The following is a 19,061-nucleotide window of genomic DNA, read 5'->3' on the forward strand; positions in this document are numbered from 1 at the left end:
TCTAATCCTCAAGAATTAGGGTTTAACAACTTTATTGACGTATTGTGGGTCAATTAAAGTGTTGACCACTTCAGTGACATTGATGGATTCAGGAATAATACCGCTGCTTTTAAGAACTGTTCCTGCTGCAGTGATCACTTGTTTTTGCTCATCGCCAATGACTGGCTCTGTAAGATTCGTCCGCTCTTTGAGCTGCTTTTGAGCCACGGGTTCTGAGAGCTTGGCCTCCTCAATCACAATTTTCTGAAGTTCATCAGGGTTGGCGATCGCCCATTGACGGGCTTTTTCATAGGCAGTTAGCACTTGCAAAACTTGATTGGGATATTGCTGTGCGAATGATTCTCGAACGTTAAGGAAGCCTTGGCTAATGAATTGAGGGTTGCGATAGAAAAGCTTAGAATTCTTTTCAACTTCAGTTTGTGCCATGAAGGGATCAAGCCCTGCCCAAGCATCTACATCGCCTTTTTCTAGTGCTGCTTTTCCGTCTGCATGTTGAAGCGGGACAATTTCAACCTCTTTATCTGATAGACCTGCCTCATTGAGTGCTCGCAAGAGGAAGATAAAGGGATCTGTTCCTCGAGTTGCAGCAATTCGTTTGCCTTTGAGATCGGCAACACTGTTAATCGGCGAATTTGCTGGAACAACTAAAGCCGTCCACTCCGGCTTGGAATAGATATAGATAGACTTGATGGGGTTCCCATTAGCTTTACCGACTAAGGCAGAAGCGCCAGAAGTTGATCCAAAGTCAATACTGCTGCTGTTCAGAAACTCAAGGGCTTTGTTACTGCCTTGGCTGAGTACCCATTCAACTTTGATGTTTGACTTCTGTAATTCTTCTTCTAGCCAACCTTTTTTCTTGAGGACAAGGCTGACTGGATTGTAGTAAGCGTAATCGAGGCGGACAACTTGCGGTGCGTTTGCACTGCTGGGAGTTTAGCTAGAGGTCTGTTGATTGCTGCAAGCATTCAGCGATCCAACTGTGATCACTCCCAAGGCAAATAGCGAGAGAAATTTACGGCGGGTTGATTGGAAGAATTGAGGCATGATGGAACTCAAGGCAAACAGCAAATTGGAAGTGAGCAGTAAGAACGAATAGCTCAAATTAGATTTAGCGCTGCGATCGAGGCCGCCAAACAGCGTCAGAAACTTTGATTTTCTTGGGAATGAGACCAGCTGCTAAGAACGTATCCGCGATCTGTTGCTGCTCTGCGATCGCTTCTGCAGTGATATTGCTTGTCCGATAACGTCCCACTCGTCTCCGTTCAGAGACTTCTAAGATATCGACGTTAATCTTGGTCTTGTCAGCTAGAAATTCTGCTGATTTTTGGCGATTAGCGATCGCCCAATTACCTAAGGCACGCAATTCCTGAATAATCACAGGGATAAGGTCAGGATTGTTATTAGCAAACTTACGATCTGCTAAATAGAACTCACGGAAGGGTGTTAGTCCTTTTCCATTAATAAGCAGTCTTGCTTTTGCATCTCGTTCAGCTGCTGCAAAAAAGGGATCCCAGATTGCCCAAGCATCGATAGCACCCCGTTCAAAAGCTGCACGAGCATCTGGGGGTTGGAGATAAACTGGCGTTACATCTTTCAGTGAGAGTTTTGCTGTTGCTAATGCTCTGACAATAAAGTAGTGAGCGCTAGAGCCCTTTGCAAAAGCAACTTTTTTACCTTTGAGCTGAGCAATTGATCGGATTGAGGAGTTTTGTGGCACTAGGATGCCAACACTGTCTGGACTCTTGTCAGACTGACCAATGTAGACGATGCCATCACCCTTTGCTTGAGCAAAGACAGGTGGTGCATCTCCGGTTTGGCCAAGATCAATGCTACCTGCAGCGAGGGCTTCCAGAAGAGGTGGGCCAGATGTAAATTCTGACCAAGTGACAGCAACACCTAAAGCTTTTAATCGCTTCTCAAAGTTACCGCGATGACGCAAAAGGTTGAAGGACCCTGACTTTTGATAGCCCACTCGGAGTGTTCTACGTTGCGCAAGCAGTAAATCTGAAACTGATGATTGTGATGCTCCAGCGTGACTCCCCAGACTAGCACTTAGGCTTAATCCAAGCATTGCAAAGGAGAGGTTCTTGAGCAGCGATCGCCGACTGAGAAACGAGCGATTAAAGCGAGATTTCTCGTCATAAAGCTCATGCCTATCGTTGGTCACGGCACTCAATTCTCCTGAAAATCTATCGGGTATAGCGGGTGTTTTCACACAGCTTTAAGATATACCACAAAAAGCCTACCGACTTGTCGGTGTTTAAGTCAAATTATGGTTCTTGATGGATGATCTTGACTCAGTTATTGATGGGTCAATAGACAGGCATCAATCCTCGACCTTGGCATTAGGTTTAATTTTTTGTCATGACGGTAACAATCTAAGAATTGTAAGGTTATGGGTTGGTCTTTGTTTGATTCTTTAGCTCTTGAAGTCAGAACTGAAAGACCCCGAAAAATACCGAATACCAGACAGCGAATGGCTCATTTTCACGTGATGGCGAAGCCAACCGGCCCAATTTGCAATCTCGATTGCGAATATTGTTTCTATCTTGAGCAAGAGCAAAGCTATCCCCAAGACCATTCGTTTCAGATATCAGAGGATAAGCTAGAGCGCTATATCCAGAACTACATCGCTTCTCAGTCTGGAGATGAGATTAATTTTGCCTGGCAAGGTGGAGAGCCAACGCTACTGGGCGTCAAGTTTTTTGAGAAAGTGATTGCTCTGCAAAAACGATATGCCCAAGGTAAAACCATCTCTAACTCTATTCAGACCAATGGAACATTACTGAACGATCGCTGGGGCAAGTTTCTGAAAGAGCATCACTTTTTGGTTGGGCTAAGCTTAGATGGAACTCGGGAATTGCACGATCGCTACCGTGTTGATAAAAAGGCTAAGCCAAGCTTTGATCGAGTGATGAAGGGGCTTGCTATCCTTCGCAAATATCAGATTGAGTTCAATCTTCTTTGTGTTGTACATCGCCATAATGCTCAACATCCTGAACAGGTCTATTCTTTTTTTAAAGGAATTGGAGCTCACTTCATCCAGTTCATCCCTCTTGTTGATCAAGTGAACGGTCAAGTTGCCGATTGGAGTGTCAGACCTCAAGACTATGGAAACTTTCTTATCCGGATTTTTGATCAGTGGATTCGAACTGATATTGGCAAGGTTTTTGTTCAGATTTTTGATGTTTCCTTAGGGAATTGGATGGGGCTTGGCTCTAGTTTATGTCTGTTTGCAGAAACCTGTGGACGCGCGATCGCATTGGAGCATGATGGCAAAGTCTACAGTTGCGATCACTACGTCACCCCACATCATCAAATTGGTGATATCGAGCAGCACAGCTTTTTAGAAATGCTGACGTCTGAACAGCAGATTCAGTTTGGCCAAGCCAAACAGACAAGTTTGCCTCAATACTGTCGAAAGTGTGAGGTGAAATTTGCCTGTCAGGGAGAATGTCCCCGCAATCGCTTTGCCACAACTCCAGAGGGTGAGCCAGGGTTAAATTATCTCTGCGAAGGATACCGAGCCTTTTTTAATTACATCGATCCCTACATGCAGGTGATGGCAGCACTCTTAAAAGCAGGGCGACCCGCTGCTGACCTGATGTCGATGGTCACCCCAACAGGATTTAATCCACTGTTGCTTCAATCACAGAGACGATAGAGAGGGGAATTTCGGTTTCAAAGGTCATCTCGATAATGCCTGCTGCTGCCAGCTGGCGGACATGCGCTAGCAGGTGGGCGTCGGTGCGACCCTCACGCACTGGAAAGAACTCAACGGTTTGTCGCGCCAGTTCACGGACGTTGCTGTAGTTCTCGGCTAGGGCTTGGCGCGCTTTGGCTACGTTGGACCAGTGAGGGAGGAGCAGCAGCAGCTTACCCCCAAGACGGATCCGAGACTTTGCTTCCACAATCGAGCGGATCACCAGCTCTGAGCCATCACTCCCGCCATTGGTGGCGATCGTAATACCAGAAGACAGACCCCAATCGGCATCGTTGGGATAGGGGACAGCTGGTGGATGCACCGTGATGGTGTCAAATTGCGCTTCGTCAAAGGCGCTGTAGAGATTGCTGGCGACGACTTCAATTGCAACCTGGTTGCGGGCAGCATTGCGACGCGCAGCCCCAAGGGCCGCTTCATTGATGTCGGAAACCACAACTCGACTACCAGGCACATAGCGAGCGATGGCAATTCCCACCACGCCACTGCCTGTGCAGGCATCGAGGATGCGATCGCCGGGCTGACTCTGGGCGATCGCTTGTTCGGCCAGCAGCAAACTCGCGGGTTTGGGTGCGTAGACCTCGGCATCGAGGGTGTCAAAAGCGAGATCTTTCCAAAGGATCGGGGCAGTTTGGGTCATGGAAATTGTGGGGGATGGGATGGGTGTTCGTTGAGAAGATGACCGTGACTCAAGGCGTGCTCACGGTGGTGGGGTCGAAGCGACCCTTGGTTCCTTCGGGAATGGCGGGATAGTGCTGGAGACTGTCTTGGAACTGACGAATGGCAGCAAGGCAGCGATCGATGACCCAGGTATTGCGCAGAGTCTCTTCGGGATACTCTTCTTTGGGATCGGTGGTGAGGTTGAAGAGTTTGGGCAGGGTCAGTTTGCTGGGGGTACTGAACCAATCGCGGGTTTCTTCGTAGAAGGCGAGCTTCCAGTTCCGCCATTTGACGGCTTCGAGGCGATCGGCCACAAAGGCCAGTACTGTTTCGCGATTGGACTGGGACTGCTGCCCCAGCAGAAATGCCGTCTGGTCAACCCCATCGATGGCGCGATCGCTCGGCAGCTCAGCCCCGACGAGGTGACTCAGGGTGGTGAACAGATCGACTTGGTGGACGATTTCATTGCTGACGCGACCGGCAGGAATACGGCCGGGCCAGCGAATCAGGAAGGGAACGCGTAACGAGCCTTCCATGTGAGTGAAGTAGTAGCCGCGCCAAGGGCCAGCGGAACCTTGCCACGGCCACGTGGGGTCGGGGCCGTTGTCACTGGTAAAGATGACGATTGTGTTGTCGCTAATCTGAAGGCGATCGAGGGTATCGAGGATTTGCCCCAGTCGATGGTCGGTTTCGACAACGGAGTCTGCAAAGTCACCGTTCCCCGTACTGCCTGCAAAGTCGGGATGTGGCAGGGTGGGCAGGTGAACTTGGGTGAGGGGAACGTAGGCGAAGAAGGGACTTCCTGCTTGGACGCTGCGCTCGATGAAGTCGATCGTGCGACGGGTAATTTCAGCATCCAGGTGCGATCGCTGCTCGAGGTCGTAGACCGCAAGTCGTTGGGTGGGTTCGCCTTTTTTTCCTTCCAAAATGTACTGGGGCTCGACGCCTGAATTGGCGAAGCCAGGGCTATCCGGCCAGAAGACTTCGTCGGTGGTGCGGGGAATTCCCCACCATTCGTCGAAGCCGTGGTTGGTTGGGAACCGTCCTTCGACACTGCCGAGGTGCCATTTGCCGTAGTGAGCAGTTTTGTAGCCCTTGTCTGAAAGCACAGAGGCAAGGGTGATCTCCCAAGGATTGAGTCCTTGCGCTTCCGGCTCCCCGATCGCGGGGTTGCCGATGGGAACCGTCAAGGTGCCAGACCGATAGGCATAGCGACCCGTTAAGAGCGCTGAACGGCTGGGGGTACATTGGGCCTCGACGTTGAAATTGGTGAGGCGTAGGCCTTCGGCAGCGAGTTGATCGGCACGGGGGGTCGGCGCTCCCCGCAGCTCCCCGCCGCCGTAGCAGCCCAGTTCGCCGTAGCCAAGGTTATCGGTCAGGATCAGAACAATGTTGGGGCGGTTGGTTGAGGTTTCTATCGACATAGCGGGAGAAAGACTAGGCGGTCAGTTCGATTTCAAGGGCTGGATGGCTGAGGGTTGGGGCGATCGCAGACCGCTGCGGTGGGTTGTTGCCGCTGAGGATGCCTTCGAGGATGTCTTCGGCCAGACGGGCGAACTCTGGATTGCCGCGATGGCGGGGCCGAGGGAGCTGGATGGGGATATCGCGGACAACGCCACCGTCTTCGAGGACCAAGATGCGATCGGCGAGAGCAACGGCTTCTTCGACATCGTGGGTGACGAGCAGTGTGGTGAAGCCTTGATCGAGCCAGAGGCCTTCAATCAGCCGCTGCATTTCGACGCGGGTGAGGGCATCGAGAGCCCCGAGGGGTTCATCGAGGAGCAGCAGTTTGGGTTGGGTGATCAGCGCTTTGGCGAGGGCGACGCGCTGCTTTTGCCCACCGGATAACCGAGCTGTCCATTCCTGCGATCGCTCCAGTAGACCTACTTGCTTGAGAACCTGTTCTGCTCTGGGTTTCCAGTTGCCCTTCAGCCCAAGGCCAACATTGTTGATCACGTTTTTCCAAGGGAGAAGTCGCCCATCTTGGAACATGACCCGCGCCAAGCGGTTCAGGCCCTTCAGGGGCTGTCCATCGATGAGGATGCCGCCCGCACTGGCCTGCTCGAGACCACTGATCAAGCGCAACAGGGTGGACTTGCCGCAACCACTGCGCCCAATCACAGCAACAAAGCTCCCAGCGGCGATCGTCAGTTCTAGCTGCTGGAGCACAGGACGCCCCGCATAGGCTTTGGTCAGTCCCAGCAAATCAATACGGGTCCCTTCGGTCTGGCGGGTCATCAGTGTTTCCTCTGGGTCATCAATGGGCTTCAGACTTTGGCAACGGGATAGGTGTCCTTGCTACCGGACTGAAAGTTGGGATGCCATTGCAAGAGTTGGAACTCTAGGGTCTTGGCAATGCCGTCGGACAATTTGCCCAGCAGGGCATAGAGCAGAATGCTGAAGACGATGATGTCGGTTTGCATAAACTCCCGAGCATTCATGGCCATGTAGCCCAGACCGCTGTCGGTGGCGATCGTTTCGCTGACAATCAGCGTGATCCAGGCAATGCCTAAGGAGAAGCGAACTCCCACCAAGATGGACGGCAGTGCACCGGGCAGGATGATGTTGGTGATCAGTTGGAGGCGGTTGAGCCCGTAGACGCGCCCCATTTCCAGCAGGCTGGGGTCGATGTTGCGAATGCCGTGGAAGGTGTTGAGATAGACAGGGAAAAAGACCCCGAGCATAACCAGAAAAATCTTGGCCTCTTCACCAATGCCAAACCAGAGGATGACCAGCGGAATGAGCGCGAGGTTGGGGATGTTGCGCAGCATCTGCAGCGAGGAATCGAGCAGGGTCTCGGCGATCGGCAAAATGCCGTTGATAAAGCCGAGGGTGAGCCCGAGGGAAGCCCCAATGAAAAAGCCGGTGGCGGCCCGTGCAGCGCTGATGCCGAGGTGGGACCACAGCTCACCCGATTGAGCCAGCTGGATGCCGGCCCAGAAGATCGCGCTGGGAGCAGGCAGAATTCGGACAGGAATCCAACCGATATCGGCAAGGATTTCCCAAACGATGATGAGGGCGATCGGAACGATCCAAGGCAGAATCCAGCGCTGGAGCTGGGCTCGGTGGAAGCGAAGCACAGAGACTGTCATGGTCGTTAACCGGCCACCGTAGGGACTTTGTCGTTGGCGATAATTTCGCCAAAGGGCGCAAAGAGGACATCCCCTTGCAGGCGATGAGTCTGTTGGAGGGGCAATTTGGGGAAGAGCAGTTCTGCGACTCGATAGGCCTCTTCGAGGTGGGGATAGCCGGAGAGAATGAAATGCTCGATGCCGAGGTCGGCATATTCTTGCAGGCGGGCCGCAACGGTTTCGGGATCTCCCACGAGCGCCGTTCCGGCACCGCCACGCACCAGTCCAATGCCCGTCCAGAGATTGGGACTGATTTCGAGAGCTTGAGTACTCCCCCCGTGGAGCTGGCTCATGCGAGCTTGGCCAACGGAATCCATGCGCCGGTACACCGCTTGAGCCGCATCAATGGTCTCTTGATCGACATAACGAATCAGGTCGTTAGCGGCATCCCAAGCGGCTTGGGTCGTTTCGCGGACGATGATGTGTAGGCGAATGCCGTACTGGAGCTGACGACCCGCTTGAGCCGCCTTCGCTCTCACGGCGGCAATTTTTTCTGCGACTTGAGCGGGGGGCTCTCCCCAAGTGAGATAGGTATCGACTTGGCGAGCCGCGATCGCTTGTCCTACCTCGGAAGACCCGCCAAACCACAGCGGCGGGTGGGGACGCTGGACGCCTTTGAGGAGAACATTCCCTTCTTGGATATCGAGGTACTTGCCCTTGAAAGTTGTTTTCTGGCCTTGAATGATCTGTTTCCAGACCGTCAAGAATTCATCGGTGAGTTCATAGCGTTCCGCGTGATTGAGATGGAGTCCATCTCCAGCCAGCTCCACGGGGTCGCCCCCAGTGACGACATTGATCAGCAAGCGGCCGTTGCTGAGCCAGTCGAAGCTGGCGGCCATGCGGGCCGCGACGCTCGGCGACATCAGCCCAGGGCGGACTGCAACGAGGAACTTGAGCCGTTCGGTGGAACTCGCCAGCATGGAGGCTGCTACCCAGGCATCGTGGCAGGAGCGGCCGGTGGGGAGAAGAACCCCCGGATAGCCAAGGTCTTCGGCGGCTTTGGCAATTTGCTGGATGTAGGGGAGGGTGATCTGTCGCCCTCCGGTAGCAGTCCCGAGATAGCGGCTATCACCGTGAAGGGGGATGAACCAAAAAAGCTGCATGGCAGGAGACGCGGAAGGACAAAAAGCAGTGTTGCGATCGGCAGAGAGTGGCGTTGTTGGGGGGCACCCGTCACTATTTCCAAATCCAAACGGCGTCTTTGACCTTGATCGATTTAGGGATGAGATTTAGCGCGCGGAAGGTGTCTGCAATTTCTTGCTGTTTTTGAATGACGGGGTTGGTGATGGGTAAGACATCGTGGGTGCGACGGTTTTCAGCGATGAGCAAGGTCTTAGGACTGATACCCGTGGCTGAGGAAAGAAGATTGGCCGCCTTCGTTTTGTCTTTGTTGAGCAGTTGGGCTTCCTGCTTGAATTCCTTGAGGACGGTCTTGAGAGTCTCTGGATATTTCTTGATGAACGAGGCAGAAGCGAGATAGTAGCCGCGGTTGGGCGCTAGCCCTTGGGCATTGGTCAGTAGACGACCACCGGCTTCCACTTCGCCAGCGGCGAGGAAAGGATCCCAGACGACCCACGCATCGACATCCCGACGCTCGAAGGCAGCTCGGCCATCAGAGGGCTTGAGGTAAGAGATTTTGACGTCGCTGGGTTTGAGATTGGCCGATTTCAGCGCACTGATTAATAGGTAGTGGGTGTTGGAGCCTTTTTGGACCGCAATCCGCTTCCCTTTCAGGTCTGACAGTTTTTTGATGGGAGAGTTGCGATGAACAAGGATGCCTTCGGCCTTCGGCCCAAAGGGATCGTAGGCAACATAGCGAGTCACAGAGCCAGAGGCAGCTTGCGCAAAGATGGGCGGGGCTTCGCCAACGTAGGCAATATCGATCGCGCCAGCATTCAGAGCCTCGACCATCGGCAGACCGGCAGTAAATTCTGACCAAGTGGCAGAACTACCGGTTTTTTTGAGGGTTTTCTCTAGCGTTTTCTTGGCATTGACAGAGATAAGAACAGGGCCGGCTTTTTGGAAGCCGATGCGCACCTGGACTTTTTCTTCTGGCTTGGCTGTAACGGGGGCGGAGTTCCCAAAAACTGTCACGGCTGTCGTCGCGGTGGCAGCAACGGCAACGCCCGCTAGCAAGGCTTTGACTTTGCGGCGGCCTAGAGCAGTTTTGAGAGCCACAGGTACTCGATCCTCTTATCTACAAAATCTCCATGTAATTACCGTATTTTTGAAAAATAATGCCATCAAGTCTCTAGGAAGCTTGACAAAGTTCTGGTTTTAGCCTGTAGCTTTCCAATACTGCTTTCAGCCTTAGGAGTTGACGGTCAATTGCTACTAAGACTGGCTTTCAGGAAGACAACGAGCTTGGAAGGATAAACGCGATCGCCTGCACTAGAGGATCGCGGGAGTAGGAACCGCTCCGCAGTTTGACTATGAACCAGCCAATGGACAGTGGTGCTGTCGATTGGTTTGGCAGGAGCAAGCGTTTGAGGCGATCGCTTCCTCAAAAGTGAGGGCAAGGGAGCTGGCTGCGCTGATGGTGCTGAAGGGAATTTGTTTGGTTAAGTGATCGGGCGATCACTTAACTCTAATATTTAGTCTTTAACATTAAGGTTTGAGAATATAAATCAGCCGTAGTTATTTTCTATGACTAGAATTTATTTGACTGTCTTGACTGCTCAAAAAACAAATACTCTAGTGCTAACCCAATAACGAGGATCATGAAGTGGCCAAATGCACGGCTCCTCGAGAGGGCCATCGCTCAGCGAGCGCTGCTGCGAACTGCCCTGTATGCGGTGGTCGCTATAGACGCAATCAAGGCTACGGAACGTCTTTGTCCTACTCTTCTTTGGGGAGCATCGAGGGCAGTCAGGGCAACAGTACAAGGCCCCATTGGTCTCCGGCCAGATCCTCTGTCGTCTACACTCCTACAGAAATACGAGCACTGACACCGATTTACAACAGTGTTGAGAAGCTAGCGACACTACCAAGCCTTTGGGATGTTTTCCTTTGCCACGCATGGGACGACCGTCAGGGCGCAGCCAAGAAGCTCCATGATCGATTGGAAGAACGTGGCCTGCAAGTCTGGTCCAGCAAGAAAGACGTTGGTTTCGGCGTGCCATTGCTATTATCTATTGACGAAGGTTTGGCGAACGCACGAGTCGGGATTGTGTTGGTGACCCCTGCGCTGCTGCACCGATTACCAACAGAGGGCATTACTGATAAAGACTTTTCAGAACTGCTTGCACGTGATCAGATCATTATCATCGTGCACGAAACAACGTATGAGGCTCTCCGTAACGTCAGCCCCCTACTGGCATCTCGTAGCGGACTGAGCACCGCAGAAGATTCAATGTCAACTGTTGCAGCCAAAATTGCTGAGCTTTTCGGCTTTTAGATCAGAATGGGCGCACTGCCTTGGCAGATTGCAGCGGACGAAGGTAAGCCGCTGCTTTTTGCTGAGAAAAGACATCTTTTATTTAGCCAAACAACTCCATGCCGCAGGGAACTGTGGTTGAAAACGCGGTGATTTAGGGGATGTCGAGGGCGATCGCTTCTTCAAAAGTGAGGGCGCGTGAACTCGCAGCACTGCTTCTGAAGGGAATCTGTTTATCAGAGTGATCGAACTCTCTCCTCTCACTTGGGCGCGGCTTGTTGGATGCGCTGCGAGCCTATTTTAGCTACTTAAATTTTGAATTTAAGTCACTTAAAAACGAATTTGAAGCCCAAGCTGCAGCCCTGTTTGAGTGATATCAAAGCTATTAGGGCTCGCATCCGTATTGCTTAAGTTTAGGCGGAGCGTTCGATAGGCCAGATTGAGGTTCGTCGAGTTTCCTATCTTAATTGCGGCACCCACAATGCCGTTAGCGCTGAGGTTTTCTCCACCGCCTAGACCAAGTCCACCAATATCTCCTCTGGCAAAGAGTGAAAATTCGGGCGTGACGATCAGCTTCAGTTCACTGCCTAGCAAGGGCTGAACTTTGGTTTGCGATGAACTCAAAAAGCGCTGACTGCTGATCTCTCGTCGTCCTGTCCGTGAGGTACTTGAAACCTGTAGATCAAGGGATGTTGCAACATCGACCACCCGAACCCCCACATAGGGCGAGACAGATAGGACTAATCCCCCATTTGGATCAGGGCGATCGCTACCAAAGCGATATTGAGCAGCGAAATCATAGATCCCTTGACTTGTGTTGACAGTTGTCGCTGCATCGATCGCACGAGTCCGTCCTCTTGGCCCTTCTAACACATTGATTGAACGTAGACCGCTGCCTTTTAAATCCACATAGTACAAGTCTGTAAAGAGTGCAAATTGATCCTTTTCAAGTCGAGCTCTTGCTGCTGCTGCAAAGGAGAGTGCTTCTAAAACTTGTCCCAGACCTGCATCAATATTGGCGGTTACTCCACGAACAGTAATCGGTCCTTGGACTCGGAGGGGAGCAAAAACATAGGGCTCGATACTAAATTTCCAGGCCTCTGATGACTCTGAGTCATTAGTTACTGACTGAGGGGATTCTGTCTGAGGGGATTCTTGGACTTCCGTGGAGATCAGCTTAGGCTGAGCATCACTCGATTCTAGGAGTGTATCGGCACGACTCTCTGGGGCTGTAGCTAATGTGAGGAGGCTCAGGCTAGCAACAGGTAGTAAAAAATATTTAAAGCCCACAATCCTCGGGTGATAGCTAGGTTGGTTCTTCATCATAAAGAGTGAGAAAGCTCTCGTAAAGCTCTTTCAAAAATCCTTCCGCGAACACTCAAACTGCCGAATTTTTGATGCTGGTGTATAGAAATAAAGGCTGTGATCGCAATGCATACTTAGTTTGAATTAAGAGATTTTCATTTGAATTGCACTTTAGTTACATAAACACTATTTCTGGGTCGCCGTGTCAGTCTGTGAAGGCTATTTGACCATCGTTTTGAACCGATGAATTGGCAGCCTGGATGGGTAGATTGAAGCTTCCTGACCCTTGGTATCAAAGGCTTGGGTTCTTTTGGCTATGGAGTCTTTGCTTGGCCGGACTTCTGCTGTGGGCTCAGCCTGCTTGGGCTTGTCCCCCTGAGATGGTTGCTATTTCGGGCGGCACGTTTCGCTTGGGCGCTGCCGCACAATTACCTGAAGAGCAGGCCGTTGACGATGTTCGCCTCTCTACGTTTTGTATCGATCGCCACGAAGTAACCAACGATCAATTTCTCGCCTTTGTGAGCGCGACTGGCTACGTCACTGTGGCAGAGCGGCCGCTGCTATCTGACCAGTTTCCCGAGCTGAGTCCAGCAGAGCGAGCCCCAGGCTCAGTGGTTTTTCAAGCTCCAGAAGCCAATCAAGCGGTTCCAGAATTGAGTTGGTGGCATTGGGTTCCCGGTGCCAACTGGCGACACCCGACGGGACCCAACAGTGACCTCGTGGGCAAAGGGGATCATCCTGTTGTCCATATGGCTTTTGAAGATGCCCAAGCCTATGCTGATTGGGCAGGCAAAACCCTCCCCACCGAAGCCCAATGGGAGTTTGCGGCACGGGGCGGGCTCAAAGATCAAATTTTTAGTTGGGGCAACACCTACTCACCCCGCAAAGCCAACACTTGGCAAGGGCATTTCCCTAAGGACAATAGCGGTGCGGATGGCTATCTTGGGACTGCTCCAGTCGAGTCATTTCCGCCGAATGGCTATGGCCTCTACGACATGACCGGCAACGTCTGGGAGTGGACAAAAGACTGGTACCAAGTAGGACATCCCCAGAAGGCACACCAACATAATCCTTGGGTTAGTCAAGTTCAGGACAGTCTAGATCCCCGCGATCCCGGCATCGCCAAACACGTCATTAAAGGGGGGTCGTTTCTCTGTGCCCAGAACTATTGCAGTCGTTATCGGCCAGCCGCCCGCGAAGCCCAATCCCCTGATACGGGCACCTCTCACATTGGCTTCCGCTTGGTCGCGCCCCTAGAAGACTTCTCACCATTACTGTCTGCTCATTCCTAAGCTGCCATGCCTAGCCTGTTCTCTCGACTTTGCTCGCGCCTGTCTCTCCGTCCGCTGCAGTCGGTTCTGGCTGGTTTTTTGGCGCTGATCCTGGTGATCTCAACCGGGTTTTGGTGGACTCCCGCGATCGCTCAAAAAATCACTGGAACCCCTGGAGCACCGGATGCCACGACGACTATCCTCGGCAATCAGCTCCCAGCTCCCCCCTCGCCCTTTGGCGGTGTCATCAAGAATGGAGCCTTGCAGTCGAAGCCTTGGTGGGCACCCAGGATCGTTCCTCCGCAGCAAGCGCCTAATGTGCTGTTGATCATCACCGATGATGCTGGTTTTGGGGTGCCCAGTACCTTCGGTGGTGTGATTCCTACTCCAGCGATGGATCGTGTCGCCAAGGCCGGGCTGCGATACAACCGCATGTTCTCCACGGCGCTGTGTTCTCCCACGCGTGCCGCCCTGATCACCGGCCGCAATCACCACTCCGCCGGTTTTGGAGTGATCTCGGAGCAGGCTACCGGTTTCCCTGGCTACAACAGCATCATCGAGCGCGACAAGGCCACGATCGGCCGCCTGCTCAAGGACAATGGCTATGCCACCGCCTGGTTCGGCAAGAACCACAACACGCCCGCCTTCCAGGCCAGCCAGAGCGGGCCCTTCGATCAGTGGCCCACGGGGATGGGCTTCGAGTACTTCTACGGCTTCGTGGGTGGGGACGCCAACCAGTGGCAGCCGAACCTGTTCCGCAATACCACCCAGATCTATCCCTTCGAGGGTAAGACTCCCGGCAGCTGGAACCTGGTGACCGCGATGGCGGATGACGCCATTGACTACATGACGCGGATGCACCAGATCAACCCCAGCAAGCCGCTGTTCATCAAGTACGCCCCCGGAGCTACCCATGCTCCCCACCACCCCACCCAGGAGTGGGTGGACAGGATCCACGCCATGCATCTCTTTGATGATGGCTACGAGAAACTGAGGGAACGAATCTTCGCGAACCAGAAGAAGCTCGGCGTGATTCCCAAGGACGCCAAGCTCGATCCTTGGCCTGCTGATCTGATTACGCCTTGGGACCAGCTGAGCCCGGAGGCCCAGAAACTTTTCATCCGCCAGGTGGAGGTGTTCGCTGCTTACGCCGCCTACAGCGACTATGAGATCGGCCGGGTGATCCAGCAGTTCGAAGACCTCGGTAAGCTCGACAACACGCTGATCATCTACATCAACGGCGACAACGGCACCAGCGCCGAAGGCGGCCCGCTAGGTACCCCTAATGAGGTGGCCTGGTTCAACGGCCTCAACATGCTGCCCGTCGATGTTCAGATGAAGTTCTTCGACGTGTGGGGCACCGACCAGACCTACAACCACATGTCGGCGGGTTGGTCGTGGGCTTTCGACACCCCTTTCAGCTGGTTCAAGCAGAACGCCTCCCGCCTCGGCGGCGTGAATCAGAACATGGTTGTGTCGTGGCCAGCGCGGATCAAGGACAAGGGCGCTTTGCGTGAGCAGTTCGTGCACGTGATCGACGTGGTGCCGACCATCCTAGAGGCTGCGGGTCTACGGGCGCCAAATCTGGTGGACGGCATCCCCCAGAAGCCAATTGAGGGCACGAGCTTCGTTTATACCTTCGATGGCAAGAATGCCAAGGCGCCCTCAAGGCACGAGCGGCAGTATTTCGAGATGTTTGGGCAATGGGCTCTCTATGACAAGGGCTGGCTGCTGAGCACAAAGGTGAACCGTGCTCCTTGGGAGTCCTTTGGCCCGGCTAACCCCGATCCGCTCAACAACCAGACGCTGGAGCTCTACGACCTCAAGCGTGACTTCAGCCAGACCACCGACTTGGCAGCCCAGAATCCGCAGAAACTGAAGGAGATGAAGGAGGCGTTCATTGCCGAGGCGAAGAAGTATCAGGTGTTCCCGCTTGATGCCTCGGTAGCGGCGCGGATCGTGGCGCCACGGCCAAACATCACCGCCGGACGCCGTGAGTTCGTCTACACCCGGCCGATGGTGGGGCTGCCCCAGGGCGATTCACCCCTGCTGCTCAACACCTCCTACAGCGTCACTGCCGACATCGAGGTGCCGGCTGGCGGCGCCGAGGGCATGCTGCTGACCTCTGGCGGCCGCTTCGGTGGCTATGGCTTCTACCTCAAGAATGGCAGGCCCGTTTGGGTGTGGAACATGGTGGATCTGGAGCGCCTGAAGTGGGAGGGAACCGAGCCGCTCTCGCCTGGCAAGCACAAGGTCGCGTTCGATTTTGTCTACGACGGCAAGGGGACCGGCACCCTGGCCTTCAACGACTTCAGTGGCGTTGGCCGCCCCGGCACCGGCACCCTCAAGGTGGATGGTCAAGTGGTTGCGACCAAAACTATGCCCAAAACCCTGCCGATGATCCTGCAGTGGGATGAAAGCTTTGATATCGGCTCTGATACGCTCACCGGTGTTAATGACGCTGACTACCAGCCTCCATTCCGCTTTACTGGCAAGCTCAATAAGCTGACTGTGACGGTCAATCGACCTCAGCTGTCACCCGCAGATATCAAGGAGTTGGAGGCAACGATGCGCACCAAGGCTATTAGTGACTAGATCACCGGATTCTTGACTGATGAAATTGGATCAACGCCCATCGCAAGCTATGGGGCTGGTATTTGGAAATAGAAGGAAATCTTTTTAAGTAAACAGCTCCACGCTGCTGGGCTCTGTGGTTAAGAAAGCAGATATTTAGGGGCGATCCGCTCCCTCGAAAGTGAGGGCAAGGGAATTGGCAGCGCTGATAGTGATGAAGGGAGTTAGCTTGGCTCTCTAAGGGGATAGAGAGCAAGCGGGTGATGAGTAGTTTTTAGTGAGAATTTACAGACTGATAATTACTGTTCTAACTGAGTTAACTCAAACAAAAGAGCTGCTCAATCTTAAAGACAGAACAGCTCCTTAAAGGTGGATAGCCTTATGAGGCTATGCTGAGAATTTAAATTGTGATCCTAGGCCACCATAGAGATAGTTATCCTTGTAAAAGTCCTTGAAAATTTTAAAGCCAAGATGTCCTGTGCAATGGGCTGGTGAAACAATCCGAACTCCCAGATCATTCTTGACTTTGTTAGCAAGAGCTGTGATGTATGTCGCATCATAGGGGAAAAGATGAAACCCACCCAATGCAGCATAAGTAGACTTCCCAGTCGCTTTTTGAGTCGCTTCAATAATGGCTTCGATGCCAGTATGAGAGCAACCCGAAATGAGAACTTCTCCTCGGGAAGTATCGAGGGCAAGGGAGAGTTCTGGTAAGCCGACAAGTGCGGGCTCTGTTGGGGTTTTGGGGGGATAGCCGTTAAAGCCTCCGAGGTAGGGCGATCGCGTTGAAATAATGGTGATTCCCGGAGCAACTGTTAAGTTGTCACGAAGATATTCAACATTTTTGGCTTTGTAGTACCGTCCACTCGGCTTGAGTTGAACTTCTGTTGCACCTGTATCGAAGTAACGTTCTTCCGGTGGGAGTGCAGCGGCGGCATTGGGATCAGGGCCACCAAACTTGAAGAGGGATGGTGCTCCAAGGTTATGAAGGTCAGCAGGGAGATAGAGTTTGACGTTGGGATTGACTTCAACAAGATAGTCAAAACCACTCAAGTGATCGGCATGGGGATGCGAGAGAACCGCAAAATCAATCGTCCTTAGGTCAAGTCCTAGCTTCTTAACATTGCGCTTAAAAATATCGGCATTATTACCAGCATCAAACAAGATGCGTTTACCGTTGTACTCAACAAGTGCACTGTAACCCCAATCTTTTTCGAGTGTCTGACTAGAGCTAATTGCATCGTACAGACTAGTAATACGGTTTTGACCAGCCGGTGGTGATGCTGCTAGAACACGAGAGGGCTGAAGAAAACTGGTTACTCCGAAGACAAGAAAAGTTCCCAGAATAAACAGCAAACTCATTGATAGGAGTCGTTTTTTCATCGGATTAGATCCTCTAGAGATGGAGAGAGCAAAGGATTCAAGGTACGCGGGGAATGGTTCACAGAGCAGTTGCAATAGTCTGCAAGACAAGATTGCAAGGCTGTTATTGGCTTTTGGAATGATTTCGCTACTTGAATTGTTGGAAGACTAAAGAGTTGTTGGCTAACCTTAAGCAGGAGTAGCAAAGCAAAAATTAGAATCATTAAAGAGACTAATAAGCTTGTTAGACCGTCTGCCCAGCTCCAATTCCAATACGTTACTGCGATCGCACCAAGAACAACGCCAACAGAGCTAACAACATCTGCAATGACATGGAAGAAAGCACTTTTAAGGTTGAGATTATGGTGACTGCAGCTTTTGAGACAGATAGCATTAATGAGATTAATTAATAAGCCTGCAACTGCAGCCCCCAGCATGGGGAGCCCTAGAATTTCTATTTCTCCGAGCTGCAATCGTTGAATTGCTTCAATCGCGATTGTGACTGCAACAATTAGTAAGCTACAGGTATTGATAAAAGCAGATTGAATTTCGAGACGCTCTGGACTCGGAAGCCAGCGATACCGGTGTGGTGATTGAGCTAAGTAATTTGAAATAAGCGTTGTAAGCAGTGCGGCAATATCAATGCTGACATGACCAGCATCAGCTATTAGAGCCAGGCTGTGACTCCAGTAGCCAATTCCTAGCTCTACTAGAAATAACCCAAATAAAAGACAGATTGAAATACTGAGGTGAAGCTGTAGGGAAACTCTTTTAGGCTCAGGTCTCGATTGAGAATTAACAAGAGGTTTTCCTCGTATTTGCAGCAAAAAACGAGGCAGATCAGATGGAGAATAAGCAACCTGCATTAGCAATCTGCGGTAAACCGGTAGAGCTTTAGATGTTTGGCAATTGAATCATTTCATAGTTGTTAGAAAATGACAAGACTTAGCTCTGGCGATTGGCCAGTAGCTTTTGTGAACCATGCAGCTAGAGATGTTGAAGCATATGGATCCATGCCGCAGAAAGCTGCGGTTGAGAAAGCGGGTGTTTAGGGTAAGGCTCAGGCGATCGCGTTTCGCTTCCTGCCCTGCTGCCGTGGTTTAGGACGCTTCTTGGAGGCGATTTAGGGAGTGATTTAGGGGATGGGCCTCTAGGATTTGCGGCTGGGGAGTCGAGATCGGCTCGTTGTCGGCCACACCTTCTAATAGGAGGAGAGTTAGGGGGTGTGGCCGTAGTCGGAAGCCCTGCTCCTGGTAGTGCTTTGCCCTTGTCTGCAACAGGGTTTTGAGCTGTTTGAGGCTCGATTGCTCAAGCCGGTAGTAGCGGGTTCTGAGACGGGTCTGGCAGTTGCCACCGTCGCGCTGCATGACGGTACTGAGGCCAAACTGTTTGAGCACCATGCCGACGATCGCGGTGGGTTGCATGCTGGGGCGAATCGTCAGGTTGAGGCAGAGCTTCAGCACGGGCGATTGCTTCTGCATCGGCTTGGCAAACTTGCTGCTGAGCTGCTTTCCAGAGTTCGAGGGCGGTTTGCAAACTGGGGCAATCGAGATCCCGTAGGGCTTCGCAAGCAACAAAGTTTCCTGCTAGTTCCAAACGTAGTTGCAGAGACAAACCGAACTCGGCCATGGCTGCATTGCGCTCGGCAGAGCTGGCAGCGT

Annotated in this window: 15 protein-coding genes and 1 pseudogene; 4 read left to right on the top strand and 12 right to left on the bottom strand. The window is 52.4% G+C overall.

Going from position 1 to position 19,061, the window contains the following annotated elements:
* Positions 1–15 precede the first annotated feature (15 nt).
* Together DOP62_RS01210 and DOP62_RS01215 are read right to left on the bottom strand one after the other, a co-directional pair.
* Positions 16–891, bottom strand: a pseudogene (locus tag DOP62_RS01210) (aliphatic sulfonate ABC transporter substrate-binding protein); the annotation flags it as partial.
* Positions 892–1,108: 217 nt separating this feature from the next.
* Positions 1,109–2,215: a sulfonate ABC transporter substrate-binding protein gene (locus DOP62_RS01215; protein WP_222610241.1), complete on the bottom strand. Its 1,107-nt coding sequence runs from the start codon at positions 2,213–2,215 to the stop codon at positions 1,109–1,111.
* 180 nt (positions 2,216–2,395) lie between these two features.
* Between DOP62_RS01215 and DOP62_RS01220 the strand changes: the two genes are divergently transcribed.
* A complete protein-coding gene (locus tag DOP62_RS01220; RefSeq protein ID WP_222610242.1) occupies positions 2,396–3,664 on the top strand; it encodes an anaerobic sulfatase maturase in 1,269 nt (422 codons plus the stop codon).
* Here the strand turns inward: DOP62_RS01220 and DOP62_RS01225 are convergent.
* The 6 genes from DOP62_RS01225 to DOP62_RS01250 form a co-directional block, all read right to left on the bottom strand.
* Complete coding sequence (locus tag DOP62_RS01225; protein ID WP_208673920.1) at positions 3,630–4,361, bottom strand: methyltransferase; 732 nt, start codon at positions 4,359–4,361, stop codon at positions 3,630–3,632. The genes DOP62_RS01220 and DOP62_RS01225 overlap by 35 nt on opposite strands.
* A 49-nt stretch (positions 4,362–4,410) precedes the next feature.
* Positions 4,411–5,805, bottom strand: a complete 1,395-nt coding sequence (locus DOP62_RS01230; RefSeq protein ID WP_208673924.1) for an arylsulfatase — start codon at positions 5,803–5,805, stop codon at positions 4,411–4,413.
* A gap of 13 nt (positions 5,806–5,818) precedes the next feature.
* Positions 5,819–6,619 carry an ATP-binding cassette domain-containing protein gene (locus tag DOP62_RS01235; protein ID WP_370538830.1) on the bottom strand — a complete coding sequence of 267 codons (801 nt, stop codon included), beginning with the start codon at positions 6,617–6,619 and terminating at the stop codon, positions 5,819–5,821.
* Between the two features lie 29 nt (positions 6,620–6,648).
* Entirely contained in the window at positions 6,649–7,473 is an 825-nt protein-coding gene (locus DOP62_RS01240) for an ABC transporter permease subunit (protein ID WP_208673927.1), read from the bottom strand.
* Between the two features lie 5 nt (positions 7,474–7,478).
* Entirely contained in the window at positions 7,479–8,615 is a 1,137-nt protein-coding gene (gene ssuD / locus DOP62_RS01245; protein WP_208673930.1) for an FMNH2-dependent alkanesulfonate monooxygenase, read from the bottom strand.
* Positions 8,616–8,688: 73 nt separating this feature from the next.
* A complete protein-coding gene (locus DOP62_RS01250) occupies positions 8,689–9,690 on the bottom strand; it encodes an aliphatic sulfonate ABC transporter substrate-binding protein (protein ID WP_208673933.1) in 1,002 nt (333 codons plus the stop codon).
* A 655-nt stretch (positions 9,691–10,345) separates the two neighbouring features.
* On the opposite strand from DOP62_RS01250, the gene DOP62_RS01255 reads away from it, so the two are divergent.
* Entirely contained in the window at positions 10,346–10,909 is a 564-nt protein-coding gene (locus DOP62_RS01255; RefSeq protein ID WP_261789845.1) for a toll/interleukin-1 receptor domain-containing protein, read from the top strand.
* Positions 10,910–11,218: 309 nt separating this feature from the next.
* Here the strand turns inward: DOP62_RS01255 and DOP62_RS01260 are convergent, their stop codons facing one another.
* On the bottom strand, positions 11,219–11,761 hold the full coding sequence (locus tag DOP62_RS01260; protein WP_370538831.1) for a hypothetical protein: 543 nt from the start codon (positions 11,759–11,761) through the stop codon (positions 11,219–11,221).
* A 761-nt stretch (positions 11,762–12,522) separates the two neighbouring features.
* Here DOP62_RS01260 and DOP62_RS01265 point away from each other — a divergent pair.
* Positions 12,523–13,485 (top strand): formylglycine-generating enzyme family protein, encoded by a 963-nt coding sequence (locus DOP62_RS01265; RefSeq protein WP_261789846.1) that lies wholly within the window; start codon positions 12,523–12,525, stop codon positions 13,483–13,485.
* 6 nt (positions 13,486–13,491) lie between these two features.
* Positions 13,492–16,059, top strand: coding sequence for an arylsulfatase (locus tag DOP62_RS01270; protein WP_208673939.1), 2,568 nt, complete (start codon positions 13,492–13,494; stop codon positions 16,057–16,059).
* Positions 16,060–16,425: 366 nt separating this feature from the next.
* Here the strand turns inward: DOP62_RS01270 and DOP62_RS01275 are convergent, their stop codons facing one another.
* The 3 genes from DOP62_RS01275 to DOP62_RS01285 form a co-directional block, all read right to left on the bottom strand.
* Complete coding sequence (locus tag DOP62_RS01275) at positions 16,426–17,421, bottom strand: MBL fold metallo-hydrolase (RefSeq protein WP_222610244.1); 996 nt, start codon at positions 17,419–17,421, stop codon at positions 16,426–16,428.
* Complete coding sequence (locus DOP62_RS01280; protein ID WP_208673944.1) at positions 17,418–18,266, bottom strand: cation diffusion facilitator family transporter; 849 nt, start codon at positions 18,264–18,266, stop codon at positions 17,418–17,420. Before DOP62_RS01280 ends, DOP62_RS01275 begins: the two co-directional genes overlap by 4 nt.
* 234 nt (positions 18,267–18,500) lie before the next feature.
* Positions 18,501–18,881: a hypothetical protein gene (locus tag DOP62_RS01285; protein ID WP_370538832.1), complete on the bottom strand. Its 381-nt coding sequence runs from the start codon at positions 18,879–18,881 to the stop codon at positions 18,501–18,503.
* Between the last annotated feature and the right edge of the window lie 180 nt (positions 18,882–19,061).

Source organism: Synechococcus elongatus PCC 11801 (genome assembly GCF_003846445.2).
In the GTDB taxonomy this organism is placed as follows: domain Bacteria; phylum Cyanobacteriota; class Cyanobacteriia; order Synechococcales; family Synechococcaceae; genus Synechococcus; species Synechococcus elongatus_A.

Excerpts from the sequence above, each read along its gene's own strand:
- DOP62_RS01285 (WP_370538832.1), bottom strand. The coding sequence starts at position 18,881 with ATGCAGAAGCAATCGCCCGTGCTGAAGCTCTGCCTCAACCTGACGATT.
- DOP62_RS01270 (WP_208673939.1), top strand. The coding sequence starts at position 13,492 with ATGCCTAGCCTGTTCTCTCGACTTTGCTCGCGCCTGTCTCTCCGTCCG.
- DOP62_RS01275 (WP_222610244.1), bottom strand. The coding sequence starts at position 17,421 with ATGAAAAAACGACTCCTATCAATGAGTTTGCTGTTTATTCTGGGAACT.
- DOP62_RS01225 (WP_208673920.1), bottom strand. The coding sequence starts at position 4,361 with ATGACCCAAACTGCCCCGATCCTTTGGAAAGATCTCGCTTTTGACACC.
- DOP62_RS01235 (WP_370538830.1), bottom strand. The coding sequence starts at position 6,619 with ATGACCCGCCAGACCGAAGGGACCCGTATTGATTTGCTGGGACTGACC.
- DOP62_RS01230 (WP_208673924.1), bottom strand. The coding sequence starts at position 5,805 with ATGTCGATAGAAACCTCAACCAACCGCCCCAACATTGTTCTGATCCTG.
- DOP62_RS01240 (WP_208673927.1), bottom strand. The coding sequence starts at position 7,473 with ATGACAGTCTCTGTGCTTCGCTTCCACCGAGCCCAGCTCCAGCGCTGG.
- DOP62_RS01220 (WP_222610242.1), top strand. The coding sequence starts at position 2,396 with ATGGGTTGGTCTTTGTTTGATTCTTTAGCTCTTGAAGTCAGAACTGAA.
- ssuD (WP_208673930.1), bottom strand. The coding sequence starts at position 8,615 with ATGCAGCTTTTTTGGTTCATCCCCCTTCACGGTGATAGCCGCTATCTC.
- DOP62_RS01280 (WP_208673944.1), bottom strand. The coding sequence starts at position 18,266 with ATGCAGGTTGCTTATTCTCCATCTGATCTGCCTCGTTTTTTGCTGCAA.